At 69.9% G+C, this 26,483-nt stretch carries 26 protein-coding genes; 21 read left to right on the top strand and 5 right to left on the bottom strand.

Annotated features, from left to right (window positions below; all coding sequences use genetic code 11):
* Positions 1–275: 275 nt before the first annotated feature.
* From HYV93_08985 to HYV93_08965, 5 genes are all read left to right on the top strand, one after another.
* Positions 276–1,274 carry an SPFH domain-containing protein gene (locus HYV93_08985; protein ID MBI2526102.1) on the top strand — a complete coding sequence of 333 codons (999 nt, stop codon included), beginning with the start codon at positions 276–278 and terminating at the stop codon, positions 1,272–1,274.
* Positions 1,275–1,282: 8 nt separating this feature from the next.
* Entirely contained in the window at positions 1,283–1,993 is a 711-nt protein-coding gene (locus HYV93_08980) for a hypothetical protein (protein MBI2526101.1), read from the top strand.
* Positions 1,994–2,053: 60 nt separating this feature from the next.
* Positions 2,054–3,379: an MFS transporter gene (locus HYV93_08975; protein ID MBI2526100.1), complete on the top strand. Its 1,326-nt coding sequence runs from the start codon at positions 2,054–2,056 to the stop codon at positions 3,377–3,379.
* Entirely contained in the window at positions 3,367–3,609 is a 243-nt protein-coding gene (locus HYV93_08970) for a carboxymuconolactone decarboxylase family protein (protein ID MBI2526099.1), read from the top strand. The genes HYV93_08975 and HYV93_08970 overlap by 13 nt, the downstream gene beginning before the upstream one ends.
* Positions 3,610–3,738: 129 nt before the next feature.
* Positions 3,739–3,897: a hypothetical protein gene (locus HYV93_08965; protein MBI2526098.1), complete on the top strand. Its 159-nt coding sequence runs from the start codon at positions 3,739–3,741 to the stop codon at positions 3,895–3,897.
* Between the two features lie 110 nt (positions 3,898–4,007).
* Here HYV93_08965 and HYV93_08960 read toward each other — a convergent pair whose 3' ends face one another.
* Entirely contained in the window at positions 4,008–4,877 is an 870-nt protein-coding gene (locus HYV93_08960; GenBank protein MBI2526097.1) for an LLM class F420-dependent oxidoreductase, read from the bottom strand.
* 126 nt (positions 4,878–5,003) lie between these two features.
* Here HYV93_08960 and HYV93_08955 point away from each other — a divergent pair, with 126 nt between their 5' ends.
* On the top strand, positions 5,004–5,432 hold the full coding sequence (locus HYV93_08955; protein MBI2526096.1) for a MaoC family dehydratase N-terminal domain-containing protein: 429 nt from the start codon (positions 5,004–5,006) through the stop codon (positions 5,430–5,432).
* A 20-nt stretch (positions 5,433–5,452) separates the two neighbouring features.
* A complete protein-coding gene (locus HYV93_08950) occupies positions 5,453–5,893 on the top strand; it encodes a CoA transferase (protein ID MBI2526095.1) in 441 nt (146 codons plus the stop codon).
* Between the two features lie 41 nt (positions 5,894–5,934).
* Here the strand turns inward: HYV93_08950 and HYV93_08945 are convergent, their stop codons facing one another.
* Together HYV93_08945 and HYV93_08940 are read right to left on the bottom strand one after the other, a co-directional pair.
* A complete protein-coding gene (locus tag HYV93_08945) occupies positions 5,935–6,843 on the bottom strand; it encodes a lactate dehydrogenase (GenBank protein ID MBI2526094.1) in 909 nt (302 codons plus the stop codon).
* An 89-nt stretch (positions 6,844–6,932) separates the two neighbouring features.
* Positions 6,933–7,361, bottom strand: a complete 429-nt coding sequence (locus HYV93_08940; protein MBI2526093.1) for a PaaI family thioesterase — start codon at positions 7,359–7,361, stop codon at positions 6,933–6,935.
* Positions 7,362–7,452: 91 nt separating this feature from the next.
* On the opposite strand from HYV93_08940, the gene HYV93_08935 reads away from it, so the two are divergent.
* The 14 genes from HYV93_08935 to HYV93_08870 all read left to right on the top strand — a co-directional run bounded on the left by HYV93_08935 (position 7,453) and on the right by HYV93_08870 (position 23,105).
* Positions 7,453–8,508: a potassium channel protein gene (locus tag HYV93_08935; protein MBI2526092.1), complete on the top strand. Its 1,056-nt coding sequence runs from the start codon at positions 7,453–7,455 to the stop codon at positions 8,506–8,508.
* Complete coding sequence (locus HYV93_08930) at positions 8,505–9,692, top strand: acyl-CoA/acyl-ACP dehydrogenase (protein MBI2526091.1); 1,188 nt, start codon at positions 8,505–8,507, stop codon at positions 9,690–9,692. Before HYV93_08935 ends, HYV93_08930 begins: the two co-directional genes overlap by 4 nt.
* 299 nt (positions 9,693–9,991) lie before the next feature.
* Complete coding sequence (locus HYV93_08925; protein MBI2526090.1) at positions 9,992–10,351, top strand: hypothetical protein; 360 nt, start codon at positions 9,992–9,994, stop codon at positions 10,349–10,351.
* A 2-nt stretch (positions 10,352–10,353) separates the two neighbouring features.
* Positions 10,354–10,572 (top strand): hypothetical protein, encoded by a 219-nt coding sequence (locus HYV93_08920; GenBank protein MBI2526089.1) that lies wholly within the window; start codon positions 10,354–10,356, stop codon positions 10,570–10,572.
* 186 nt (positions 10,573–10,758) lie between these two features.
* Entirely contained in the window at positions 10,759–11,412 is a 654-nt protein-coding gene (locus tag HYV93_08915) for an MBL fold metallo-hydrolase (GenBank protein MBI2526088.1), read from the top strand.
* A 272-nt stretch (positions 11,413–11,684) separates the two neighbouring features.
* On the top strand, positions 11,685–12,452 hold the full coding sequence (locus HYV93_08910) for an IclR family transcriptional regulator (GenBank protein MBI2526087.1): 768 nt from the start codon (positions 11,685–11,687) through the stop codon (positions 12,450–12,452).
* A 146-nt stretch (positions 12,453–12,598) separates the two neighbouring features.
* On the top strand, positions 12,599–13,582 hold the full coding sequence (locus HYV93_08905; protein MBI2526086.1) for a hypothetical protein: 984 nt from the start codon (positions 12,599–12,601) through the stop codon (positions 13,580–13,582).
* 37 nt (positions 13,583–13,619) lie between these two features.
* The gene (gene ilvE, locus HYV93_08900) at positions 13,620–14,504 is read left to right on the top strand and encodes a branched-chain-amino-acid transaminase (protein ID MBI2526085.1); all 885 of its coding nucleotides are present in this window, start codon (positions 13,620–13,622) and stop codon (positions 14,502–14,504) included.
* A 72-nt stretch (positions 14,505–14,576) separates the two neighbouring features.
* The gene (locus tag HYV93_08895; GenBank protein ID MBI2526084.1) at positions 14,577–16,238 is read left to right on the top strand and encodes a hydantoinase B/oxoprolinase family protein; all 1,662 of its coding nucleotides are present in this window, start codon (positions 14,577–14,579) and stop codon (positions 16,236–16,238) included.
* Positions 16,235–18,364 (top strand): hydantoinase/oxoprolinase family protein, encoded by a 2,130-nt coding sequence (locus tag HYV93_08890; GenBank protein ID MBI2526083.1) that lies wholly within the window; start codon positions 16,235–16,237, stop codon positions 18,362–18,364. The genes HYV93_08895 and HYV93_08890 overlap by 4 nt, the downstream gene beginning before the upstream one ends.
* Positions 18,365–18,377: 13 nt before the next feature.
* Positions 18,378–19,664, top strand: a complete 1,287-nt coding sequence (locus HYV93_08885; protein MBI2526082.1) for an aspartate aminotransferase family protein — start codon at positions 18,378–18,380, stop codon at positions 19,662–19,664.
* 30 nt (positions 19,665–19,694) lie between these two features.
* Positions 19,695–20,636: an ABC transporter permease gene (locus HYV93_08880; protein MBI2526081.1), complete on the top strand. Its 942-nt coding sequence runs from the start codon at positions 19,695–19,697 to the stop codon at positions 20,634–20,636.
* A 35-nt stretch (positions 20,637–20,671) separates the two neighbouring features.
* Complete coding sequence (locus HYV93_08875) at positions 20,672–21,493, top strand: ABC transporter permease (GenBank protein MBI2526080.1); 822 nt, start codon at positions 20,672–20,674, stop codon at positions 21,491–21,493.
* 214 nt (positions 21,494–21,707) lie between these two features.
* Positions 21,708–23,105, top strand: a complete 1,398-nt coding sequence (locus tag HYV93_08870; GenBank protein ID MBI2526079.1) for a polyamine ABC transporter substrate-binding protein — start codon at positions 21,708–21,710, stop codon at positions 23,103–23,105.
* A gap of 75 nt (positions 23,106–23,180) precedes the next feature.
* Here HYV93_08870 and HYV93_08865 read toward each other — a convergent pair whose 3' ends face one another.
* Together HYV93_08865 and HYV93_08860 are read right to left on the bottom strand one after the other, a co-directional pair.
* Positions 23,181–25,655, bottom strand: coding sequence for a CHAT domain-containing protein (locus HYV93_08865; GenBank protein ID MBI2526078.1), 2,475 nt, complete (start codon positions 25,653–25,655; stop codon positions 23,181–23,183).
* Positions 25,652–26,425, bottom strand: a complete 774-nt coding sequence (locus HYV93_08860) for an enoyl-CoA hydratase (GenBank protein MBI2526077.1) — start codon at positions 26,423–26,425, stop codon at positions 25,652–25,654. Before HYV93_08860 ends, HYV93_08865 begins: the two co-directional genes overlap by 4 nt.
* Positions 26,426–26,483: the final 58 nt, after the last annotated feature.

Here is a 26,483-nt window from a genome sequence, read left to right as displayed (position 1 = left end):
GCCGGCGACACCGACCGGCCGCGCACTGCGGGCGCCCGGCAGTGGCCGATCCTGGCACCCTCACGCGGCACCACGTGCCGGACGTCCCGCGGCAAGGGTTGACGCAGACCGTCAGCGCCGGTGCCCGGTCCTGAAGGGCCGCGCTCCATCGAGTCAGCGACTTGGCGGATATCTGCCCTCTGGCATCCGGGTTGCTGGGTAGGTCGTGAAGAGGAAGACGGGCGGGGTATGCCCGGTGGCCGTCGTGTCTGCCACACAGAGCGGAGGAGCCTGCCATGGGCCTGATGGACTTCGTCAAGAAGCAGTTCGTCGACATCATCCAGTGGACGGAGCCCGGCGACGATGTCCTGGCCTGGCGCTTCCCCACGGCGGACATGGAGATCCAGCAGGGCGCGCAGCTCGTCGTGCGCGAGACCCAGATGGCCCTCTTCGTCCACGAGGGGCGGGTGGCCGATCTGTTCGGGCCCGGCCAGCACGCGATCCGCACCCGGAACCTGCCGCTCCTCACCGATCTCCGGCACTGGGACAAGCTCTTCGAGTCTCCGTTCAAGAGCGAGGTCTACTTCTTCTCGACGCGCCTGCGCCTGAACCAGACCTGGGGCACCGCGCACCCGATCACGGTGCGCGACCCGGAGTTCGGCGCCGTGCGCCTGCGCGCCTACGGCATCTACAGCTACCGCATCGCCGCGCCCGGGACCTTCTACCAGCGCGTGTCGGGCACGCGGGAGAGCTATCTCTCGGCAGACCTCGAGGGGCAGCTCCGCAGCACCCTGGTCACCACCCTGGCCGATCATTTCGGGGAGAGCCATGTGCCCTTCCTCGACATGGCGGCCAACCAGGTGGAGCTGGCGGCCGCCGTGCGCGACCGGGGCGCATCGCTCTTCGCCGAGCTGGGACTGGCGCTCGAGGGTTTCCAGATCCAGAACATCTCCCTCCCCGAGGAACTGCAGGGGCGCCTCGATGAGCGCATCGGCATGGGGATCGTCGGAGATCTCGGCCGCTACACCCAGTTCCAGGTGGCGCAGTCGATTCCCCTGGCCGCCGAGCAGGGCGGAGGCGCCGCCGGCGCGGGCGTCGGCGTCGGCGCGGGCATCGCCATGGGGCAGGCCATGGCCCAGGCCATTGGCGCGACCCGGCCCGCAGAACCGGCCGTGCGGGACGCCACCGCCGCCGCCCCACCCGGCGGTGCCGCCACCCTGGTCTGCGGGCGCTGCACGGCGCGGCTCGACCGGCCAAGCAAGTTCTGCCCGGAGTGCGGGGCCCCGCTCGGCTGACGCCGTCCATGCAGTGCCCGGGCTGCAGCCACGAGATGGCCTCCGAGACCCTGGAGGGCCACTACGGCCGTCCCGCGGGGCTCGACTGGTGCGTCGGGTGCGGCGCCTTCTGGTTCGACACCCATGAGAGCATCGTGCTCACGCCCGGCTCGGTCCTGCGCCTCTTCACCATGATCCACGACAAGGGGGCGGAGCCGCGCCCGCCCTTGCCCGACACGCTGGCCTGTCCGCGGTGCCGGGTGCGCCTGGCGCAGACCGCCGATCTGCAGCGCGGCACGCGCTTCCACTACTGGCGATGCCCGGCGGAACATGGGCGCTTCATCACCTTCGCCGAGTTCCTCAGGGAGAAGGACTTCGTCCGTCCGCTCGGGCCCGCCGAGCTGGTCGAGCTCCGGCGGCACGTGCAGATGATCCGGTGCTCCAGCTGCGGGGCGCCGGTGGATCTTGCCACGGGCTCCGTCTGCGGCCACTGCCGCGCGCCCGTCTCGATGCTCGATCCCGACCAGGTCGAGGTCACGGTCCGCGCGCTCAAGCAGGCGGAGATCCGTCGGACCACCGAGGATCCGGCGCTGGCCGCGCGGCTCCTCACGGACCGGCTCGACGTCCAGCGCCTGCTCCGGGACCGAGAGGGGAACCGGCTCGACCTCTCAGGCCCTGTCGGTCTCGTCGAGGCCGGGATCAGTGCGGTGGCCAGCCTGCTCGCCACCCTCGACTGGTGAGGGGCCGCCTCCGCGCTTTCCATCGGCGCGGCGGCGTGGCAGGATACCGCGGGAACCGACATGCGCGTGCCCTTCTTCTACGGCTGGGTGGTGGTGGCCGTGGCCTTCGTCACCATGGCCATCGGCGTCAACTCCCGCACGGCCTTCTCGCTGCTCTTCCCGCCCATCCTCGACGAGTTCGGCTGGGAGCGCGGGGTCACCGCGGCGACGATCTCCGTGGGCTTCCTGCTCTCCATGCTCTTCACGCCGTTCCTGGGCCGGCTCATGGACCGGTGGGGCCCGCGCCGCGTGATCCCCCTGGGCGTGGGGTGCATCTGCGCCGGCCTCACCCTGGGCACGCTGGCCCGGGAGCCCTGGCACCTCTACCTCACGCTCGGCGTGCTGGTGGTGGGCGGCAGCGTCTGCGTGGGCTACACGGGGCACGCCCTGTTCCTGCCCCACTGGTTCATCCGGCGGCGCGGGGTGGCCATGGGACTGGCCTTCGCGGGAGTGGGGATCGGCTCCATCATCCTGTTCCCGTGGCTGCAGGCGCTCATTCTCCGTTCCGGCTGGCGCCAGGCGTGCTGGGCGATGGCCGCCCTCCTCGCCGTGACGCTCGTGCCGCTCAACGCCATCTTCCAGCGGCGCCACCCCGAGGAGCTGCACCTCGTCGCGGACGGCGATCTCGCCCCCGCCTCCATCGCGGCTGGCCGCTCGCACCCGGACAACGTGGTGGATCAGGCCTGGGCCTCGGTGGAGTGGACGCTGGGCCGGGCCCTGGGGACGGCGCGCTTCTGGTGGGTCTTCCTCGGCTTCTTCGCCGGGCTCTTCGCCTGGTACGCCGTCCAGGTGCATCAGACGAAGTACCTGATCGAGGTCGGCTTCGCACCCGCGGTGGCGGCCTACGCTCTCGGCTTCGTGGGGCTGGGTGGCATCGTGGGCCAGATCGGTCTCGGCCACCTCTCGGATCGCGTGGGCCGCGAGTGGGTGTGGACGCTGGCCAGCGCGGGCTTCATCCTCTGCTACGTCCTGCTGCTCCTGATGCGGCAGCATCCCACGCCGGCCCTGCTCTACCTCATGGTGGCCTCCCAGGGCATGCTCGGCTATGGCCTGGCCTCGGTCTTCGGCGCCATCCCGGCCGAGCTGTTCCAGGGCAAGCACTACGGCACGGTGTTCGGCACTCTCGGCCTCGGCGCGGGGGCGGGCTCAGGGACCGGCCCCTGGGTGGCGGGCGTCATCTACGACCGCACCGGCTCCTACGCCCCCGCATTCTGGCTGGCCATGGCCGCCAGCCTCGTCTCCATCGTCGCGATCTGGCTGGCGGCGCCTCGCAAGGTCCGCGCCGTCGCGGGCCGGATCCCGCACACCCCGCGCTCGGGGGAAGGAGGTCTTCCGTGGCGACCGTGAACCCGCTTCCCAGGCCGCAGGCGGCGGAGGAGGCACAGCCGATCTACGACGCGCTCACCAAGGCTTACGGCAAGATGCCGAACATGTTTGGCGTGATGGCCCATCGGCCCTCGGTGCTCAAGCACTTCATGCCGTTCTATGCCGCCGTCATGCGCGCGGGGACGGTGGAGCCCCGCTACAAGGAGCTCGCCTACCTCGAGGCCTCGACGCTCAACGGGTGCGAGTACTGAACCCGCGCCCACACCGCTTCGTCGAAGCGGGTCGGGATCACCGACGAGCACATCGCGGCGCTGACGTTCTACCGGCGGAGCCCGCTCTTCGACGCCAAGGACAGGGCCACGCTGCTCTACGCGGAGCGAGTGACGCGAGGGGCCGCGGCCCTCCGCGACGAGGCCCTGGCGGGCCTCAGGGAACACTTCACCGAGGACCAGATCGTCGAGCTGACCCTCGTGATCTGCGCGGCCAACTTCACCAACCGGTTCAACGACGCGCTCCAGATCGACCCCGACCTCGGCTAGGGGTCAGGTCTTGCATTCCGACATCGGGCGGGGGCGGTCTTGCATTGGGATACGGGTCGGGGCACCGGGCACCGGGTGCCGCTGGGAACAAGACAGCGGTGGCCCCGTGGTCACGTGTCGGATTGCAAGACCTGACCCCCGAACCGGGCCGCCAGGGGGGCCCAGCGGTCCAGCAGCGCAAGCACCGTGTCGCGGCCTTCCGACGGCACGCGGAGGATCGAGCGGGTGATGCCGGCGGCGGCGTAGCGGTCGAGCAGCGCCGCGTCGGGCGCCGTGCCGAACACGGACACCGAGATCGTCTGCATATCGCGCCCGGCGCGCGCGGCGCGCGCCCGCAGGTCCGCCAGCCCCTCCAGCACGCGCGCGGCGGTGCGCGCCCGCGGGAACCAGCCGTCGCAGAAGTCCACCACGCGCTGCAGCGTGTGGCCGCTCTCGCCGCCAAGCAGGATGGGTGGGTGCGGCTTCTGCGCGGGCTTGGGCCACGCCCAGATGGGGTCGAAGCGCACGATCTCCCCGTGGAACTCGGCCGCCTCCTTCGTCCAGATCTCCTTCATGGCGAGCACCTGCTCGGTGAGCCGCTTGAAGCGCGTCTTCGCGCCGGTGCCGTGGTTCTCCATCTCCTCGACGTTCCAGCCGCCGCCGATCCCGAAGAGGAAGCGCCCGCCCGAGAGGAGGTCGAGGCTCGCCACCTCCTTGGCCGTCGTGATGGTGTCCCGCTCGATGAGCAGGCAGATGCCCGTCCCGACGAGGAGCCGACGGGTGGCCGCCGCGGCGGCCATGAGCGCCACGAAGGGATCCAGCGTGTGGGAGTACTCGCGCGGCAGCTCGCCCCCGGCGGGGAAGGGGGTGCGGCGGCTGGTGGGGATGTGGGTGTGCTCGGTGAGGAAGAGCGACTCGAAGCCGCGCTCCTCGGCGGCGCGCGCGAGCTCATCCGGGCGGATCGAGTAGTCCGTGGCGAAGATGCAGAGGCCGATGTGCATGGGCTCCTCCCGGGACCGCGGGTTGACGTCCGCGCCCGAGCGTAGACGTCCGGAAGGTGTCCGTCAAGCGCCGGGTGTCTGTCCCCTTGCGTTCCGACCCCCGAGTCTGGTAACTGGGGAGAGGCCATGGAAGAGAACGCAGCCTTCGCGGCCCTCCCCGTGGGGCGGACGGTGACGGTGCGGCGCACCGTCTCCGAGTCCGACGTCTACCTCTTCGCCGGCCTCACCGGGGATCACTCACCGAACCACACGGACGAGGAGTACATGCGCCGCACGCGCTACGGCCGGCGCATCGCGCACGGGGCACTTTGCATCGGGCTCATGTCGGCCGCCTCCACGAAGATCATCGACGGGCTGCCGGGCACCATCATCTCCTACGGGTACGACCGCGTGCGCTTCCCGGCACCTTTGTTCTTCGGCGACACGGTCGCCGTGACCTACGAGATCGTGGAGCGCGACGAGGCGGCGCTCAAGACCTTCGCGCGCGTGACCTGCACCACGCAGAGGGGCGACGTGGTGGCCGCGGCCACCCACATCCTCAAGATCGTCGAGTGACCGCCGACCCGCGCCCGCCGCTGTCCGTCCTGGCGGGTATCCGCGTGCTCTCCTTCACCCAGTTCCTGCTGGGCCCCTCGGCCGTGCAGTTCCTGGCCGACCTCGGCGCCCACGCGGTCAAGATCGAGCCGCCCGGGGGCACGCTCTGGGAGCGCAACTGGGCCGGCTGCGATCTCTACCTGAACGGCGTGAGCGCCTTCTTCCTCCTCGCGCACCGCAACCAGCGCAGCCTCACCCTCGACCTCAAGCGAGCCGAGGGGCAAGCCGTCGCCCGCCGGCTCGTCGAGGGGGCGGACGTGCTGGTCCAGAACTTCAGGCCGGGGGTGCTGGAGCGCTGGGGCCTCGGCTGGGAGAGCGTGAGCGTCCTCAACCCGCGGCTCATCTACGTGTCCGCCATCCTGCGTGAGGCGGGCTACACCGAGGCCGATGTCGCCCGCTTGCGCGCGGACGGCGTCATCTGACCGAGGGGTTCTCCCGCGAGGCCGCCGCGGGGGCCGCGGGGCTACCGCAGCTCGGGGATCACCCACTCGGGCGGCCGGCCGGCCGCGACGCGCTGGATGTTGTCGAAGCCGTTGCGGAAGGCCTTGGCCCAGTTCTCCCAGGTGGGGCCGGCCGTGTGGGGCGTGAGGATCACGTTGTCCAGCGCGAAGAGCGGATGATCCGCCCCCGGCGGCTCCTGTACCATCACGTCGAGCCCCGCCCCCGCGATCTGCCCCGAGGTCAGCGCCTTGTGGAGCGCCGCCTCGTCCACCACCGGCCCCCGGCAGGTGTTGATCAGGATGGCCGTGTCCTTCATGGCGTTGAACTCGGCCGTGCTCATCAGGTTGCGCGTCTCGGCGTTCAGCGGCACGTGCAGGCTCACCACGTCCGAGGTGCGGAGCAGCTCGGGGAAGAGCACGAAGCGCGCCCCGAGGGCGTCCTCCTGGTCCTCGCTCAGCCGCACGATGTCGTGGTACTGCACGTCCATGTCGAAGGCGCGCGCCCGCCGCGCCACCCGCTTGCCGATGCGCCCGAGCCCCACGATGCCGAGCCGCTTGCCCTCGAGCTCGTAGAGCCGCGTGTGCGAGAAGTCGCCGACCCGCCACTTCCCCGCCACCACGTTCCGATGCTGCCAGACGAGCCGCTTGTAGACGGCCAGGATCAGCATCAGCGTGTGCTCGGCCACGGCCACCGAGTTGGCCCCACCGTTGTTGGCGACCGGCACCTGCGCGCGGCGCGCGGCCTCGAGGTCGAGGCGGTCGTAGCCGGCGCTGATGAGCTGCACCAGCTTGAGACGGGGCGCCGCCCCGTAGAAGTCCCGGTTCAGCGCCTCCCGGGCGAAGCCCAGGAAGAACTCGGCGTCCCGGAGCGAGGGCAGGAACTCCGGCGAGGTCTGCTCGACCACGTGGAGCTCGAAACCCGCGGGCACCATGGCGCGGGCAATGTTCATGATGGGGGCCGGGAGCGCGGGCGCGAAGACGATCTTGATGGCCACGGGGGTTCTCCTCCTCGGGGCGCCGCTCACGCGGGCGGTGCGATGATCATGTAGGTGGCGCGGCCGACGGCCACGAGCCGGCCGGCCGGGTCGGTGATGGTCGCCTCGCCGAAGGCGATGGTCCGGCCCCGGCGCAGGATGCGCCCCTCGGCGAAGACCTCGCCCTCGCCAGCGGCGGCGAGGAAGCTCACGTTGAGGTCCAGAGTCGTCTGCCCCACCCCTCCTGCCGAGGCCGCGTGCAGCGTGCCCAGCGCCGCGCCCACGGCCGCGTCCACCAGCGTGCTCAGGACGCCGCCGTGAAGGGGGGCGCCCGGGGCGTTGCGGAGCGCGTCGCGGATCGGGACGCGCAGGCGTACCCAGCCCTCGCGGGCCTCGTCCACCTCGATGCCGAGGTGGCGCCAGAAGGAGTTGGCCTGGGCTCGCAGGCGGGCGGCGGTCAGGAGATCCTCGGGCATGGGTCGGGGCGCGGCGCGCGCGCCTCCCGCATCATGGGCGCGGCGGCGGCTCTCGTCAACCCTGCGCCCGCGCTGCTATGATGCGGGCCTCATGTGGAAGCCGCTGGCCCGACGGGAGACGCGCTACCTGCGGCCCCGGGTGCTCCTGTCCCTCTCGCTCGTGACCGGGGTCGTGGGGGCGGGGACGGTGGGCTACGCCTGGCTCTGGCGGGGCATCGGAGGCAGCTGGCTCGACGCCCTCTTCATGACCGTCATCACCATCACGACCGTGGGCTACGGCGAGGTCAAGCCCCTCGACGGGACGGGGCGCATCTTCACCATGGCCCTCGCCGTCGTCGGGGTGGGGAGCCTCTTCTACGCCCTCGGTGTCCTCATGGAGTATCTCGTCACGGTCCGGCTGGCCGATCCCGGGGGGAGGCGCAGGATGGAGAAGCAGATCGCGAAGGTGGCGGGGCACGTGATCCTGGCGGGGCTCGGGCGTGTGGGGGGCCAGGCGGCGCTGGAGCTGAAGGAGGCGGGTGTCGCGTTCGTCGTCGTGGACCCCAGTCCAGCCGCCGCGCGGAGGACCGAGGAGCGCGGCTACCTCTGGGTCCAGGGGGATGCGACGGAGGACGAGGTGCTCGATCGCGCCGGCATCCGCAGAGCGCGCGGCCTCATCGTCACGACGGCCAACGACGCCACCAACATGTACATCGTGCTCTCGGCGCGCGTCCTCAACCCGGCTCTCCACATCGTCTCCCGGGCCGTGGACGAGGCCAGCGTGGCCAAGCTCATCCGCGCCGGCGCCAACCGCGCGATCAGCCCCTACGCCATCGGCGGCCACCGCCTGGCCCACCTCATCCTGAGCCCGACCGTCGTGGACTTCTTCGAGACCGCGCTCCGCAAGGGGAACGAGGCGCTCAACATCGAGGACCTGGCCATCTCCGCCGACAGCCGCATTCTCGGGCGCAGCCTCGGCGACGTCGACATCCGCCACGCCACCGGCGCCACGGTGCTGGCCATCCTGCGGGAGGACGCGCCGCTGGTGAACCCGGGGCGTGACCTGGTGCTGGGCTCGGGCGATCGCCTCCTGGCCCTCGGCACAAGCGGTCAGCTGGAGCAGCTCGAGAAGCTGATCGGCAACGGCGCGGCCCGCGGCCGGCCGTGATCCCTCTGGCCCCGGAGGCGCTGCCCGCCGAGCTCGAAGCTCTCCGCGAGCGGACGGGCGCCTTCCTTCGCGACGAGCTCCTGCCCGCCGAGCGGGCACAGGGCGTGCGGGACGAGGCGGACGCGCCGCCGGCCCTCAGACGCTGGGTGCGCACCCGCTCGGAGGCCCGCGGCCTCTTCCGCCTGCTCCAGCCTGCGGAGGTCGGCGGGGGCGGCCTCGGCCCCGTGGGCCAGGCCGCGCTCCACGAGGAGATCGCGGCTTCCAACTGCGTTCTGGGCCGCTTCGTGCTGGGCGGCGACGGCGGACTCCTGCGCCACGGGACGGCCGATCAGCGTCGCCGCCTCCTCGCCCCGGTGCTCGCAGGGGAGCTCAGCGCGGCCTTCGCCTTCACCGACACCCCCGAGGGACCGCGGACCACCGCCGTGCGGCGCGGCGAGGCCTTCTGCCTCACCGGCGTCAAGGCTTTCGTCACCGACGGGCCCCATGCCGATCTCCTGCTCACGGTGGCCCGCGTCACCGAGAACGAGGGCGGGCCGACGGGGACGGCGCTCTTCGTGCTCCGGCGCGCGGCTCCGGGAGTGGTGCTGCGCCGCGAGCTGCGCACGCTGGACGGAGGGCTGCACGGCGAGTTCGAGCTGCGGGAGGCTCCCGTGCCGCCCGAGGATGTGCTGGGGGAGATCGGCCAGGGGCTGCCGCGCGCGCTCGAGAGCATCACGGCGCTCAGGCGGCGGGCGGCCGCTCAGGCCTGCGGCACGGGGCGCTGGGTGCTCGGCTACACCCTGAGCCAGACGGCGCGCCCCCACCGGAGCGGCACCCCGCCCGCAGCGCGGGAGCAGGTACAAGCCATGATCGCCGACAGCGCGATGGATCTCTTCGCCGCGCGCTCGGCGCTGGGGGCCTGCGCCCGCCTCGCCGAGGGCGGCGGAGCCGTCGACACCGAGACGGCGATGGCCAAGGCGCTCGCCACCGAGGCCGTGGCGCGCATCGTGGACCGCGCCATGCAGCTCACGGGCGGCGCCGCCGTCGTCGAGGGCCATCCGCTGGCGCGGCTCTACCGGCTGGTCCGCGGCTGGCGCATCGGCGAGGGCACGACGGAGGCGCTGAGGCTGGTGATCGCGCGGGGGCTCCTGGAGCGGCAGCGACAGGGCGGGGGAGGGGAGGGCAAGTCGGCCGGGAGCGGCTGAGCCCGTACGCGGCTGTGGAGCGCGCTGGGGCGGGCGAGCCTCACCTGAGACAGCCGGGGACCACTTCGGAGCGGGCGGCTCCCGCACCCCGTTGCCAACCTGCCGAGATTGAGTCATTCTGGGGCGACACACCCCGGCACTCGGCTTGCACACGTAATCGGCAAAGTCGGCTGCAGGCAGGTGTCGCCGCGGGAGGGTGGGGGCATGGAGTGGCCCGTCGAGTGGTCGGGCCCAGGCGTCTCCGACGCGCTGGTCCAGAGCGTCACGGGCGCGCTTGGCCGCTCAGGGAGGTGGCGATCATGGAATGGGGTGGCGCGGTGGTGGCGAGCCTCGTGGTCCTGGTCCTGCTGGGTCCCCTGGTCGTGATGGTGGCTGGGGCGCTGCTGCTGACGGTCTTCGCCCAGTTCCTGCCGGCCAGCCCCTCGGTGGCTCGGACGTCGTTCGACTGCCCGTTCTCCCATCGGCGGGTGGACGCGGCGTTCCTCTCCTGGCCGGGCGCCGAGTATCCGGCCGACGTCGTCTCGTGCTCGGCCTTCCTGGAACCCGCGCGCATCCGCTGCAAGAAGGGCTGCCTTGCCCTGGCGCACACCGCCTCCGTCGGCACGCCGGTAGTCCCGCGCTTCTCGCTGGTCGCTGACGGCGTGGCGTACCGGACATAGCCATGGAGAAGAGTGCCCGGCCCGCGCCACCGGAGACGTGTCCGTTTCTCGTGCCTGTCACGGCCGATCGCCTGTGCGTGTATCCCGTGAGCGCGTTCTGTCGCCGGCCCGGGCTCGGCATGCGCTTCCCCGCCCCGGCGACCCTGGCCTCGACCTGCACCACCCCGGCCCATCGGGCCTGCGCGGGCTACCGCGCGGGCAAGGAGGGGCCGCTCCGATAAGCGCCGACGATCGCTCGGTTCTGATCATTCGACTTGCCGGCCGCCCTGGGGGCCCCTAGGGTCGTTTGTGACCGATCCCACGCCCAAGAAGGGGGCCCTCCGATGATCTTCCGGCAGATCCTCGCGCCCGGTACCGGCTGCGCCAGCTATCTCCTCGGCTGACCGCGTGCAGCCAGCTGCGCTGTGGTGGATCCACAGCAGGACATCGCCCCGTATCTCGAGGCGGCCGCGCAGGCCTCCCTGCGCATCACCCACATCGTCGAGACCCACGCCCACGGCGATCACCGCTCCGGCGCTCGCCTGCTCGCCTCCGTGACGCGCGCCCCTGTCTTCTTCCACGAGTCGGCCGAGGTGGCCTTCCCCCACGCGGGCCTCGCCGACGAGGAGGAGCACGAGCTGGGGAATGTCCGCCTGACCGCGCTGCACACCCCGGGCCACACCCCCGAGGGGCTCTCCCTCCTGGTGACGGACCGGAGCCGGGCGACCGAGCCCTGGAGCGTGCTCACGGGCGACACCCTCCTGCCGGGCCGGGTGGGACGTCCCGAGGTCGAGGAGGCCGGCGCGGCGGGCGCCCTGGCCGAGCGTCTGTACGACAGCCTCCACGGCACCCTGCTCAAGCTGCCCGACCCCGTGGAGGTCTATCCGGCTCATGTGAGCGTCAGCGCACCGAGCTCGGCCCTGGCCGGGCCCCTGGGCTCGACCATCGGCCGTGAGCGCCGCGAGAATCCCGCCCTCCAGTACCGCTCCCGGGCGGAGTTCGTCCGCTTCGTCCTGTCCGACCTGCCGCCCGTTCCTCCGGAGTTCGCCCGGACCCGGCGCTGGAACCTCGGCCTGGAGTGACGAGGCGGCGGCCTTCCGTGCCCGCGAGACCGAGCTGGCCATCCGGCTGATTTGGCATCGGCGCCTCTCACGGCAAGAAGGGCATTGACAATGTGTGCCCCGCCGCCGTAATAGGGAGGGGGGCCATTTTGAACCACCGGTTCGTATTGTGAACCAGCTGGCGGCGTGATCCGCCGGGAGGGAAAGCGACGCGACGCGCGACCGGAGTAGCGCTTCCTCCTCCGGCACGGACACGCGGCCGGCCGGGGCGCGTGCAGGCGATCGATCGCGCGATGGTCATTCTGGCGTCGTTCACTGAGGATCGCGCCGCCTTTGGCCTGTCCGAGCTGAGTCGCGCGCTGCGGATGAGCAAGGCAACCTTGCTTCGGATCCTGTGGACGCTCTCGCACCACGGCATCGTCCGGCAACGCGAGGAGGATCGTGCGTTCGTGCTTGGCCCGGAGCTCGTTCGCCTCGGCACGCTGGCGCTCAATCACTCCGGCCTCCTGGAGGTGTGCCGGCGACACCTCCGGCGGCTCCAGGCGCTGACGGAGGAGACGGTCTGTCTCTTCGTTCGGACTGGTCGCGATCGGCTCTGCGTGGACGTGGCCCCGAGCCAGCACGAGCTGCGCATCACGATCAACGTCGGCGCAACCCGGCCGCTTCACGCAGGCGCGGCGGGGAAGGTGTTGCTCGCCTTCATGCCGGAGGACGAGGCTCGCCGGATCGTGTGCGGTCGCCCGCTGGAGGCGATCACCGAGCGGACCCTCACGGATGGGATGCAGCTGCTGCGGCAGCTCAAGGACATCCGGGCGCGGCGCGTCGCGGTCTCGGAGGGCGAGGCAGTCCGCGGCGCGGCCGCGATCGCAACCCCGATCCTCGACAAGGACGGAGGGGTCGTGGCAGCCGTGAATGTTCTCGGACCCCGGCTGCACCTGACGCCGGCTCGCATCCACCGGCTCATCCCGGCTGTCGTCGCGGCGGCCGAGACGATGTCGGAGGAATTGGGGCACATCTCGAGGCCGATGCGGAAGACGGCTCGGCGCTCATCGGAGACGTGACGGTGGGTGACCGGGTCGAGGGAACGGGTCGACGTCAGCCGAGACCTCAGGAGCGATGAATCGGCAAAGCGAAGGAGACTCGCATGCTGCGTCCCGCAGAGGCCGTTCCGACCCGCTGCATCGAGATGCTCCGATACATCCGGCCAGTGTTCGAGGTCAATGCGCAGGCCGGTCAACACGTCGTGATCGTCACCGACACGGCGCATGATCCCCTAGTCTGGCAGGCCGTCGCGACGTGCGTCCACGAGCTCGGCGCCACACCGAGCGTCATGCTGTTCCCGCCCCGGCCCGCCGACTACCTGGACCCTCCCGAGCCGGTCGTCGAGGCCATGACGAGGGCGGATCTGGTCGTGCTGGTCGCGACGACGGGCATGTTCCACAGCCCTGCCGGTCATCGGACGATGGGAGCCGGCGTCCCCACCATCGTGATGGACGGCGGCATCACGGCCGACATGTTAACGCGGGGCGGAGTGACGGCAGACTATCAGCAGATGCTGCGCACGCGGTACGCACTGGGGAAGCGGCTCGAAGGCGCCCGGATGGCGCGGCTTCGTTCTTCGCTGGGCACCGATGTAACGTATAGCGTCGAGGGCCGCATCTTCGTGCCGAAGGAGCCGGACGGCAGTCGGCATCCCCTGAAGGTCTTCCGGCGCGCCGAGGAAGGGCGCAAGGGGAGTCCGCTGTACGGAGTGGTGTTCCCTGGTCTGGAGTTCAACATCCCGCCGGTGGAGGGTACGGCAAACGGCGTGATCGTGGTCGACACCACGCTGCACCAGATCGGGCTCCTGCAGCAGCCGATTCGTTTCGCCGTGCACCAGGGGCGCATCAAGTCGATCGAGGGCGGGTATCAGGCCCGCGAGCTGGAGGAGTACATTCGCCGCTTCGGCGACGAGAATGCCTGGCACATGCCCGTGGAGGCGTCGATTGGCTTGAACCCAGAGGCGCGCATCACGGGCGTGCAGCGTGAGGACAAGAACATCCTCGGGGCGATCCACGTCGCTCTCGGACGTAACGACGATATCGGCGGCACCATCTACAGCAAGCTCCATCTCGATGGGGTGATCCTCCGGCCCACGCTGGAAGTTGACGGCCGGCTCATCATCGAAGACGGCCGGCTCATCGGCGTCTAGGGATCCGGCGCGGTCCAGCACCGGTGGAGGAGTCATCGTGAGCGCAGACCTTCTCGCATATATCAACGGGGATTGGATGCCACTGTCCCAGGCGACCGTGTCCGTCACCGATCATGGCATGCAGTACGGCGACGGCGTCTTCGAAGGCTTGGGGATCAGCAATCGCCGGGTCTACTCGCTGCAGGAACACGTCGACCGCCTGTGGTTCTCGGCGCGCTACTGCCGGATCGACATCGGCATGACGAAAGACAGCATGGTCGACGCCGTGCTGGAGACGGTGCGGCGCAACCACCTCGAGTCCGGCTACATGCGGCTGCTCGTCACGCGCGGCGCTGGTCCGCTCGGTCTGGAGTACAGCAGGGACATCGAGCGACCGACGATCGTCGTCATTCCGCAGCTCCGCAGCAAGCACAGCGAAGACATCCGCCAGAACAAGGGCATTCGCACGATCATAGCCCGCACGCGTCGCGTCCCGCCGGAGGTCTTCGATCCTCGGGTCAAGTCCTGCAACTACCTGAACAACCTGATGGCGAAATTCGAACAGTGGGATGCAGGCGTCGATGCGGCGATCATGCTCGATATGCGAGGCTTCGTGGCTGAAGGGGCAGGCGAGAACATCTTCTGCCTGCAGCAGGGCCGGCTGCTGACGCCTCGGCGCACGAACATTCTCGACGGGATCACGCGGCAAACGGTCATCCGGCTCGCGAGGGCAAGCGGCGTCGACGTGGAGGAGGCCGATCTCACTCCGTATGACCTCTACATGGCCGAGGAGGTGTTTTTCACCTCGACGCTGACGCAGATCTGCCCGATCACCGAGATTGATCGGCACAGCATCGGCAGCGGCGTCCCCGGACCGGTTGCCAAGGACATGCTTCGGCGACTGCGCGAGCTCATGGCCGAGTCTCGTCACGTGGCATTCTGAAGGACCATGGCCCCTTCTGAGCGCGGTACGCGACCGGCCGAGGACCCAGCGAGCGAGCGCCGCTGGGATCCCGTGGAGCTGGAGATCTTTTGGAGCCGGTTGATCCAGATCGTCGACGAAGGAGCCGTGACGCTGCGCCGCACAGCATTCTCGCCCGTGGCGCGTGAGGCCCTCGACTTCGCGGTCGTGCTGCTGGACCGCGATGGCGGCTCCGTCGCCCAGAGCAACATCACCGTCCCGGGGTTCATCGGCACGCTGCCTCGAACCGTCCGGCACTTCCTGGCGAAGTACCGGGCGGAGGAGATGGCGCCGGGGGACATCATCATCACGAACGATCCGTGGATGGGGACCGGCCACCTACCCGACCTCAACATGGCGATGCCGATCTTCCACCGGGACCGGATCATCGGCTTCGCCGCCTGCTCGTCGCACCTCAGCGATGTCGGTGGCCGCATCTGGTCTGGCGACAGCCGCGAGGTGTTCGAGGAGGGGCTGAGAATTCCGCCGACCAAGCTCGTGAATCACGGCCGGTGGAATGAGACGCTGCTCGACGTGATCTCGGCCAACGTGCGTGTCCCGAACCAGGTCCTGGGCGACATGCACGCGCAGGTGGCCGCGATGGAAGCGTGCCGACAGCGGTTGCTCACGACCTGTCTGGAGTACGACGTCGACGATCCGACATCGGTGTTCCACGAAATCCAGTCGCGCTCCGAAGCCGCCATGGAACGAGTGATTCGGGCGCTGCCGGAGGGTGAGTACGCGTCGGCGCTCGAGCTCGACAGCCTCGACGAACCGCTTCACGTGAATCTGCGTCTGACCGTGCGCGGCGGACGCATCGTCGTCGACTACGCGGGCTCGTCGCCGCAGACACAGGAGGCGGCGATCAATTGCCCATACACGTACACGTTTGCGCTCACCATGTTCCCGCTGAAATGCCTGCTCCACCCGACGCTGCCGAACAACGAGGGGGTGTTTCGACGCTTCGAGGTCCGTGCCTCGGAGGGCTCGCTGGTGAATGCGACGTTTCCGGCGGCGGTGAACAGCCGGCACGCGACCGGCCAGTACCTGGTGGCCGGGCTCTTCGCCGCGATGGAGCAGGTCGCGCCGGATCTCGTCGTCGGCGACCCGGGGGCCCCGGCGAGCCGCTGTGTCTTCAGCGGCCAGCGGCCGGATGGTGGTCGCTTTTCGGAGGTGCTGCTCGCCTCCGGTGGCATGGGGGCGGCGCGGTTCAAGGACGGGTTGTCGTGCACGGCGTTTCCGAGCAACTGCGGCATCTCGTCCATCGAGATGATCGAGCAGCACAGCCCCTTGCTCTTCCACTGCAAGGAACTCGTGCCGGATTCCGGAGGGGCGGGCCGCTTCCGGGGGGGGCTCGGCGCGCGCGTGGTCATTGAGCTTCTGTCGGAGCGACCGGCGATGTACGCCTCGCACATGGTGCGGCTCCGACTTCCCGCCCTTGGGCGCGTCGGCGGGCTCGCCGGCGGGCTTGCCGGGCTCCGGCTCAACAGCAACGGCAGGCTCCCCCCGCTCGGGAGGGTCATGATCGCGCCGGGGGACAGGGTGTCCATCGGCACGCCCGGCGGCGGTGGCTACGGACGCGCCACGGAGCGCGATGTGGAGCGGGTGATGCATGACTTGGAGGGCGGCATCATCTCGCCCATGGCGTGCCGCGCGATCTACGGGGTCGATCCGACGACCGGCTCGAGGGTGTCCGACCAGGGGTCGACCGAATGACGGCGAACGGCCTTGCGGCCGGCGGCGCCGGGGTGCGGGGGATCGGTATCGGTATCGATGTCGGCGGCACGTTCACGGACTTCGTGCTCATCGATCCCGAACGCTCCGTCATCATGTTCGGCAAGTCGCTCACCACGCCGAAGGATCCCAGCGACGGGATCCTGTCGGGCCTCGCGCAGCTTCTCGCGGAGTACGGCGCCAGCTTCGAAGATGTCGGTCGCCTGTCTCATGCCACGACCCTGGTCCCGAACGCGCTCATCGAGCGCAAGGGCATCAGGACAGGGCTCATCACGACCGCAGGCTACCGCGACACGCTCGAAATCGGCAACGAGTACAAGTACGACATCTACGATGTCTACCATGAGAAGCCGGAGCCACTGGTCCCACGCGCGTTGCGGCGAGAGATCAGGGGACGGATCGGGGCGACGGGCGCTGAGCGCGAGCCGCTGGCGACTGAGGACCTTGCCGGAATCGTGCGTGATTTCCGGGACGCGGGTGTTGCGTCCGTCGCGGTGTGCCTCATTCATGCCTACGCGAACCCGGCGCACGAGCGGGCGGTGCGTGACGTCGTGAGCCGCCTGGCTCCCGACCTCGAGGTGTCGCTCTCCGGGGAGCTCTCGCCGGTCATTCGCGAGTACCCTCGGACGTCGACCGTGGTCGCCAACGCCTACGTGAAACCGCTCGTGCAGCGCTATCTGACCCGGTTGGATGGCCGTATCCGGAGCCTCGGCTACAAGGGGCCGTTGCACGTCATGATGTCCGAGGGCGGCATCGGAGAGGTGGATCGGGTGGTCGAGATGCCGATCCGCCTGGTGGAATCCGGGCCAGCGGCTGGCACCATTGCGGCCGCGTTCGTCGGGCGACACATCGGTCTCTCGAACGTCCTCGCCTTCGACATGGGCGGCACGACCGCCAAGCTCAGTGTCGTCGATGGAGGCCGGCCCACATTCGTGAACGAACTGGAGGTCGCTCGGATCCGACGCTTCAAGAAGGGCAGCGGGTTGCCGCTTCAAGTGCCGTCCGTCGAGTTGCTCGAGATCGGCGCCGGGGGAGGGACGATCGCATGGGTTGACGATCTCGGCCTCCTGAAGGTCGGGCCTCAGAGTGCGGGCGCGGCGCCGGGGCCCGCATGCTACGGCAACGGTGGGAGCGACGCCACCGTGACGGACGCCAACCTGCTGCTCGGCTATCTGGACGCCCGCTACTTCCTCGGGGGCGAGATGCGGCTCGCCGAGGAGGCGGCCCACGAGGCTGTTGCTCGTCTCGCAACCTCGCTCGGGCTGGCTCCGCTGGACACCGGCGTCGGCATCCGGGCGATCGTCAATGAGAACATGGCCGCGGCGGCTCGTGTGGCGCTCACGGAGAAGGGACGGGACCCGCGTCGCTACACGCTCGTCGCCTTCGGTGGCGCGGGGCCCGCGCACGCGTGCGAGGTTGCGCGGCTGCTCGGCATCGGAACGGTCGTCGTGCCCTATGGCGCCGGCGTCACCGCGGCGCTCGGGCTCCTCGAGGCTCCACTCTCGGCGCGGCAAGCACGAAGCTACGTGAGCGATCTGGAGGCCATCGACTGGGTGCGGGTGCGCTCGTTCATCACCGAGATGCGACAGGAGGGTGTCGAGATCCTGCGACGGGCCGGCGTCGCGGAGCGCGAGATGACGATCGAAGGCCAGGTCGACATGCGCTACGCCGGTCAGGGCTACGAGATCACGGTCTCTCTCGATGACGTTGCAGTCGGGCCTGCGTCGGCCCTTCAGCTCCAGCAGACGTTCGAGACCGTGTACCGACAGACGTTCGGGATCGCGCTCGATCGGACCACTGCGCTCGAGGTGGTCACATGGCGGATCGTCGTGGAGGCGCCGTCGCCAGTCGCCTCGTTGGTGCTCGACAATCGAGGACAGTCCCGGCCGAGCGGCGAGGTGAAGAAAGGCCGGCGAAACGTGTACCTGGGCAAAGCGGTCTTCGCAGACTGCGTGGTGCTCGACCGTCAAGCGATGCCGGCGGGGTACAGCGTCGACGGCCCTGCATTGGTGGAGGAACGCGAATCGACGAGCTTCGTCCCGACGGGGGGCCGGCTGGAGGTGGACGAGCTCCGCAACCTGATCATTCGACTCGGGGCCGAGCAGTGACAGGGAGAGGGAGATGGTGAAAGCTACGCGGTTCGACTACGGGCGGGCGGCGCGCGCGATCTCGGGCGGACAGCTGAGCCGGCTCGGTTTCCCCCCGGACCTGACCCCCGTCATCGAACGGGGGGAGGGGGCGTACGTCTTCGATGACGCCGGACGCCGCTACATCGACCTGGTCATGGGAAACGGCCCCTTGCTTGTCGGGCACGCGCATCCACTGGTCGTGGAGCGCGTCACGGAGCAGGCGACGAGGGGCAGTCACTTCTCCTGCTTGAACCCTCACGCGATCGAGCTCGCAGAGGAAGTGATCCAGGCCGTGCGGAGCATCGAGCTCGTGAAATTCGCGAGCACGGGCAGTGAGGCGGCGTCCCATGTGATGCGCCTCGCCCGCGCCTTCACCGGCAAGGAGAAGATTCTGAAGTTCGAGGGCGGGTACCACGGCCACTCCGACTACGCCCTGGTCAGCCAGTTCGCGCCCCGCCTCGCGCAGTATCCCCGCGGCGTCGTGGAGTCGCGAGGCGTGCCATCCGGCGCCAGCGACACCGTCCTCGTCGCGCCCTTCAACGATGCGCCGATGGCGGCCCGGCTGATCGCGGAGCACGCCTCCGAGCTCGCGGCGGTGATCGTGGAACCCGTCCAGCGCGTGATCGCTCCCGAGCCTGGCTTCCTTGAAACGGTTCGCGACGTCACTCGACAATGCGGGGTCCTCTTGCTGTTCGACGAGATCGTCACGGGCTTTCGCCTTGCCTATGGCGGGGCTCAGCAGTTCTACAATGTCACGCCGGACCTGACGATCCTCGGCAAGGCAGTGGGGGGCGGCTATCCGATCGGAATCATCGGTGGCCGGAAGGACATCATGGACCTGGTGGGCGACGGCACTCACCCGGGGTCGATCCACTACTCCGGGACCTTGAACGGCAACCCGATCAGCACCAGCGCCGGGCTTGCTGCCCTCGCCGTGCTTCGCGCGCCGGGCACGTACGAACGCCTGCACGAGATGGGGGATTACATGCGGGCCGGTCTCAACCGCCTGTTCCAGAAGCATGGCGTCCAGGCGCAGGCGGTGGGAGTCGGTCCCTGGTACCAGATCCTGTTCACCACGGGGCCCGTGCGGAATTACGCGGACTACCTGCGACACGACAAGAGACGGGCGAGGGCCCTGGGGCTTCGTGTGCTGCGCGAGGGCGTCCTCGTGAACCCGGCCAGCAAGAGTTACCTCTCCCTGGCGCACACCCGGACCGAGCTCGATCACGTGCTCGCTGTATACGATCACGCGCTGTCCGATCCGATCGCCGGTGACTGACCGGCGGATGCGGGGCGAGGCAATGGCGCGGTGCTGACGTATCTTGGCCGCGGCCTCGTATTCGTGCCCGTGAACGCGCTGCTGATTCTCACCATTGTGTTCTTCGTCCTCAGAGTGCTCCCCGGCGATCCGGCGTATGCAATCCTGGGGAGCGACGCGACGGCCGAGTCCCTTGAGCAAGTCCGGACGAGTCTCGGGCTCAACCGGCCCATCGGCGTCCAGTACGTCAGCTTTCTCCGGGACATGCTGTCCGGTCGGTTCGGGCAGTCGTTTCGCTCGGACCAGTCCGCACTGGCGCTCATCGGACAAACCGTGCCGTACACCGTCGACCTGGCGGTGGCCGGCACACTCATCGGGAGCTGCCTCGGCATCCTGGCCGGCGTTCTCGCCGCCGTTCGGCGGAACACGAGCGGCGATCTCGTGGTTCGGATGCTCAGCCAGGTGGGCCAGTCGATGCCCGCGTTCGTCCTGGGCGTTCTGCTGGTCGTCCCGTTCGGGGTGAAGTGGACGTTGTTCCCGGTGATCGGGGGCGGCGATCTGGCCGTGTTTTCCCAGCGGATACACCACCTGCTGCTACCAGCGGTGACCGTCGGAATGATCCAGACGGCCTTCGTGATGCGACTCACGCGCTCGGCCATGCTCGACGTGCTTGGCATGGACTATATCCGTACGGCGCGCGCGAAGGGGCTGACGGGCCTTGTCGTCGTGCTTCGCCACGCGCTCCGCAACGCGCTCGTGACGGTCATCACCTTCAGCGGGCTTCTGTTCGCCGAGTTGCTCGCGGGCGCCATCGTCGTGGAGGCGGTGTTCGCGCGTCCCGGAATCGGAACGCTCCTGGTCGAATCGATCGTGGCCAGGGACTACCCCGTCGTTCAGGGATTGCTGGCCCTGATCGGCGGCAGCCTCATTCTCGTGAACCTCCTGACGGACTGGTTGTGCGGAGCCGTCGACCCACGGATCCGGTTCGAGTGAGCGGGGCGGGACCGGTAAGTCCCTCGGTGATGAGGGTGACACGGCGGACGGCGCAGGCGCTGCCACTCATCCTGCCGGCCATCGTTCTCGTGTCGCTGTTCCTGGCGGCGATCGCGCCCAGAGCCCTGGCACGCTACGACTACAGACAGCTGGTCGCGAGCGCAACGCGCTTCGAAGCCCCGTCGCAGGCGCACTGGCTCGGGGTGGATGGCCTCAGGCGCGACGTGCTCTCCCGCATGGTGTGGGCGGCTCGAGCGACGCTCGGGATCGCCGTACTATCCGTCCTCGCGGGTCTTGCAGGCGGGAGCCTCCTCGGGCTCCCGGCTGGGTTTCTCAAGGGCCGGAGCGCCTTCGCCCTTCAGCGCCTGATCGACCTCCTGCTCACATTTCCACCGCTCCTGTTCGGGCTGATGGTCGTCGCGGCGCTCGGCTCGAGCTATCCGAACCTGGTGCTCGCCATTGGCATCGGCCTGGCGGCTCGGTTTGCGCGCGTCATCCGGAATCTGGTCGTGACCGTCGCATCACTCGAGTACATCGAAGGGGCGCGCGCCCTCGGGGCCAGCGACGTACGGGTGGTTCTGGCGCACATTGTTCCCAACATCGCGGGCACCGTGGGTATCGTGGCGACGCTCTACCTGGGCAACGCGATCCGGGTCGAGGCGGCGCTCAGCTTCCTCGGCCTCGGCATCCGGCCTCCGATGCCCAGCTGGGGGTCGATGGTCCGCGAGGGGATGGACTACCTGTGGCAGGCGGCCTGGCTGGTCGTGTTCCCAGGGCTCGCGATCATGCTGGCGGTCATGTGCTTCAATCTCCTGGGCGATACGCTTCGAGACTATCTGGATCCGCGGCTCAAGTGATGGCCGCTCTGTGGAGGGACGACCGATGAGGACACGATCGACATTGCGCACGTGGCTCGCGGTGATGACGGCGCTGGCCGTATTGGCCGTGACGGGACCCGCTGACGTCGCAAGCGCGGCGGAGCCGCTGCAGTGGATCCGCGCCCACATCAATGCGAAGCCATCGGCTGGGTGGGATCCACAGAACGGTAGTCTTCTCTGGAACGATGCCCAGGTGAAGTCGCAGATCTACAACGGGCTGGTACGCTTCCGGCCGGGCAGCGCGGACCTGACGCATTTCCTTCCCGACCTGGCCGAGGAGTGGGGCGTGTCTCCGGACGGCCTCACGTGGACCTTCAAGCTGAGGCGAGGGGTGCAGTTTCACCACGGCTACGGGGAGTTTAGCGCGGAGGACGTCAAGTTCGTGCTCGACCGGTTGAAGGGGCCCGAGTCGAAACTGGCGGCGGGCTACGCTCACGTTCGTGAGGTTCGGAGCAAGGGACCGCATGAGGTGACGATCCATCTCTCACGGCCGGATCCGCTCTTCCTGCTTCTCGTGGCGAACTATCAGGGAGGCTGGATGGTGTCGAAGAGGGCCGTGGAGGAACGCGGCAAGGACTTCACCTTCAAGCCCGTGGGGACCGGGGCGTTCGCCTTCACGGAGTACGTCGCCGGGCAGAAGGTGGTGCTGGCCAGGAACGAGAAGTATTTCCGGGGAGCGCCTGCCGTCGCGGGCATCGAGTTCCGGATCATCTCGGACCAGGGAGCCGCCGAGCGCGCGTTCATGGCCGGGGAGCTGCAGGTCGTGACCGGGCTGAGCGAACAGCAGTGGATCGACCGTTTTCAGAGTCGGGGGGACCGGGTCTGGGCACTGGCACCGGGCGTGCACGTCATCCTGTACTTCAACATGAATCACGAGCCGCTGAAGGATCGCCGGGTCCGGCAGGCGATCGCCCATGCGATCAACCGCAAGGAGATCGTCGACACGCTCTACGGCGCGGCCGCGCAGGTCATCGACGCTTCGATTGTCCCGCCCGCCTATTTCGGGCACATCACTCAGGGTGTCGCGCGCTACGAGTACAACCCCGACAAAGCCCGCCAGCTCCTTCGCGAGGCCGGTCGGACGGATCTGCGGTTGAGGATGATCCAGAGCAATCTCAAGGTGCAGCTCGATCACGTGCTGCTGATTCAAGAGCAGCTCCGGCGCGTGGGGATCGGGCTCCAGGTCGAGCCCGTCGAGCACCCCGTCTATCACGAGCGGATCCGGAAAGACCTGAACGATCTGATCGCGTACAGCACCCTGCGGGCGCCGGACGGTGCCCTGCTGCTCCGGTGGCAGATCCACTCGACATCGGCTCCGCCCCCGACCGGGCAGATGAAAGGGATGAACTTCGGCCACTACACCGGCAGCGACGAGCTCATCGAGAAGGCCGAGAAGGGGCGCTCCCTCGACGAGCGACGGCGGTACGTCGAGGAGGTGCAGCGGGCGGTCGCGCGGGACGTTGCGGCCGTCCCCCTCTACATCTGGAAGTACGTCTTTGCGACGAGCCCGAAGCTCGACCTTGGCTACGACGCGAAGGAGAGCCTCACGTTCTACCTCCCCGTGTTCGAGACGGCGCGGTTCGTCAAGTAGAGGGAACCCACATGGCCGCGAGCGGCTCGGCGCCCGCCCGGCCGTGCGCGCGAGGTGGAGAGGCCTGCCCCGGCGTCAGTCGGGGACGCCGGTGAGGACGAAGGCGGCCCAGGCGAAGGGGTGCGGGTGCTCGGCGAGTGTCGCCCGCCCGGCCTGACGGAGGGCCTGCGCGGGCCCGACGCGCTCCAGGGCGTGGTAGAAGTGCTCCATCAGCGCGAAGCTCGCCCGGTCGTCTATCTTCCAGAGCGTGGTGATCACCGCCGGCGTGCCCGCGTAGAGGAAGGCGCGCTGCAGGCCCACCAGCTCGTCGCCGCGGGAGAGCCGGCCGAGCCCGGTCTCGCAGGCCGAGAGCACCACGAGCCGCGCCCCGAGGTCGAGCCCGAAGACCTCCCGCACCTCGAGCCGGCCGTCCTCAGCGCCCTCCGGCGCCAGGAGGAGGGCCGAGGCCAGCGGATCCTGCTCGTCCAGGGCGCCGTGGGTGGCGAAGTGCAGGAGCGTGCCCCCGCCCGCGAGCGTCTTGACCCGCGCCTCCGTGGCCTCCGCGCGGACCAGGATGCTTGCGCCGGGGAAGTGCGCGCCCACCGCGCGCGCCTCCCGCTCCGCATAGCGGAGCGAGAGGGCGGGGCCGAGATCGGGATTGCCCACGGCGATTGTGCGCGCCTCCCTGCCACCGCCCTTGCCCTCGAGGTACTTGAGCACGCTGGCGCTGGGCAGGGTGGCCAGCGTGTAGTCCTCGATCAGCCAGCGCCCCCGAGGGCTCCTGAGCGCCGCAAAGGGCAGGTAGTGGAGCACGTCGTGCGGGACGATCAGAAGGCGCTCCCCGGCGATGCGAGGGCGGGCGGCCGAGAGCAGCGCGTCGTGGAGCCGCCGGCTGCGGCCCTGGACCTCGGCGAGCGTGGCGTTGTCCGCGATAGCGGTGCGGAGATCGCGCACCACGGCGACCAGGAAGCGCCGGGTCACCGGGAGCCGCAGCGACTCCACCGCCGTCCGCGTGACGATCCAGAGCAGCGTCTCGGGCTCGGTCACCAGGTACTCGAGGAGCACCGTCCCCTCGGGCAGCAGGCGCTGGAGTTCCGCCAAGTTCACCGGCTCCACGCTCATGAGCGAGGCCTGCTCCCGGCTCTCCCCGCGCACCCGGTCGAGGAAGGCGCGGTAGCTCGCCTCCGCGGCCGCGAGGCGCCCCCGCGCCCACGTCGGGTCGGTCGCCGCCTCGTCCTCCTCGTCGCCCCCCTCGCTGTCGGCCGCGGCCGCGCGCGCCTCGGCGAGCTGCGCCCGGAGGCGCAGCTCCTCCTCCACCAGGGCCCGCGTCTTCCCCTTGGAGAGGGTGGTGTGGGTGCCCAGGAGATCGAGGAAGGCCCGCGCCCTGGCCCGCTCGGCGAAGCCGAAGGCCTCCTCGCTCCGGCCCAGCGCCAACGCCGCACGAGCGGCCCCGTGATAGATCCCGAGCTTGTCCTCGAGATACCCGCTCCTGTAGGCGGACTCCTCCAGCTCGCTCCTCACGTCCTCCACCAACCGCATCGCCCCGCTGTACTCCCGCAGCGCCTCCTCCCAGCGCCGGTCCGCCAGGTGGATCCGTCCCATCTCGGAGTGGAGCGAGACCAGCAGCCCCACCCGGCCCAGCCGCTGCGCCTCGGGTAGCGCCCTGGCGAAATGCTCGAGGGCGCCCGCCCTGTCTCCCCGCGCCCGGGCCAGCTGGCCGAGGGCGCCGACCACCTGCGCCTTCACCTCGGGCGCATCCGAGACCTGCTGTGCCCTCCGGAGCGTGGCCTCCGCTTCGGCATGCCGCCCCAGATGGCGCTTGGCGTTGCCGACCAGGAGGAGCGCCTTCGCCAGGTGGAGCCGCGCGGCCCGTCTCGGGCGTACGGCCTTCTCGCTCCGGACGCGTTGCTCGAGGAGCGCGACGGCACGAGCGCCCTGCTCCACCGCGGTGGCGTGGTCTCCCTGGGAGGCGGCGACGCTGGCGAGTCCCCGCGACAGGCTGCCAATCCAGAACCTGGCGCGCCGCTTGAAGGGCGAGGCCTGGACCAGCTCGAGGGCGGATTCGAAGGTCTGCCGCGCGCGCGGGAGATCGCCCACCTGGCGGTACGAGTTGCCCAGCGAGTTGGAGGCGCTGACCAGGGCTGCGGTGACCTCCACCGTCCGGGGCGCGTCCCGGAGCAGCTCCAGCGCGCGCGTCCCCGCGCGGATGCCGTGCTGGTACTCGCCCAGTCGCGGAGCGGTGAAGGACACCGCCGTGTGCGCGAGAGCCGCCTCCAGCCGCTGCCCCGCGCCCTCGAGACGCTCCGCCTCGCGCTCGTAGAAGGCCAGCGCCTCGCGTCCAGCGCCGCTCTCGATCGCCGCGAGGGCATCGGTGCGGCTGAGCCCGAAGCGCCCTTCCTCGCGGCCCGGCGGGGTGGGCGGCCCGGCGCGGGCGGGCCCGCCGGCCGGGCTCTGCCTCACGCCGACGCTGGCCCCGGCGTCCGGGGTCGCCGCCGGGGCGCAGCCGCCGGCCGCCAGGGCGAGCGCGAGCCCCGATGCGAGGAGACGCCCCTGGAGGCGGCGCGCCGTCACCGCCCCTTGAAGCGGGGCTCCCGCTTCTCGAGGAAGGCCGTGATCGCCTCCCGCGTGTCCTCGGTGCCGAGGTTCACGCTCTGCGCCATTCCCTCATGCTCCAGCGCCTCGTCGAGCGTCACCGAGAAGGCGTTGGTGAGCAGGCGCTTGGTCAGCCCCAGCGCGATGGGGGGCCCCGCGGCCAGCCTGTCGGCCCAGCCGCTCACGAAGGCGTCAAGCTCGGTGGCCGGCACGACGCGGTTCACGAGGCCGATCTCGGCGGCCTCCTTCGCCGAGATGACGTCGGCGAAGAAGCAGAGCTCCTTCGCCCGGTGCATGCCGATGAGCCGCGGCAGGAGCCACGTGCCGCCGACATCCACGCTGAGCCCCCGGCGGGCGAAGATCTCCGAGAAGCGCGCGGTGTCGGCGGCGACGATCAGGTCGCAGCCTAGCGCCAGGTTGCACCCGCCGCCCGCCGCCACCCCGTTGACCTTGGCGATGACGGGCTTGGGGATGTGGTGCAGCGCCAGCGCGACCTCGGCCACGTGCCGCATGGCGACCATCGGATGCCCCTCCGCGGGTCGGCCCGCCGAGAGGTCGGCGCCCGAGCAGAAGGCATCGCCGGCCCCGGTGATGACGAGCACGCGGTCGCTGGGGCTCGCCGCCACCTCGCGGAAGACGGCGAGCAGCTCGTTCCACATGGCGCCGTTCATGGCGTTCTTCTTCTCCGGCCGGTTGAGCGTGAGCGTCACCACGCCGCTGGGCGTGCGATCGAGCAGGAGGGTTTCCATGGATGCCCTTTCTACCGGTCGTTCGCTGCTTTCCGTTTGATCGATCTCTGCCGCGCCG

The organism is Candidatus Rokuibacteriota bacterium, from assembly GCA_016188005.1.
In the GTDB taxonomy this organism is placed as follows: domain Bacteria; phylum Methylomirabilota; class Methylomirabilia; order Rokubacteriales; family CSP1-6; genus UBA12499.
Note: the sequence above shows the minus strand (reverse complement) of the source record. Positions and strands in the feature narration are given on the sequence as shown.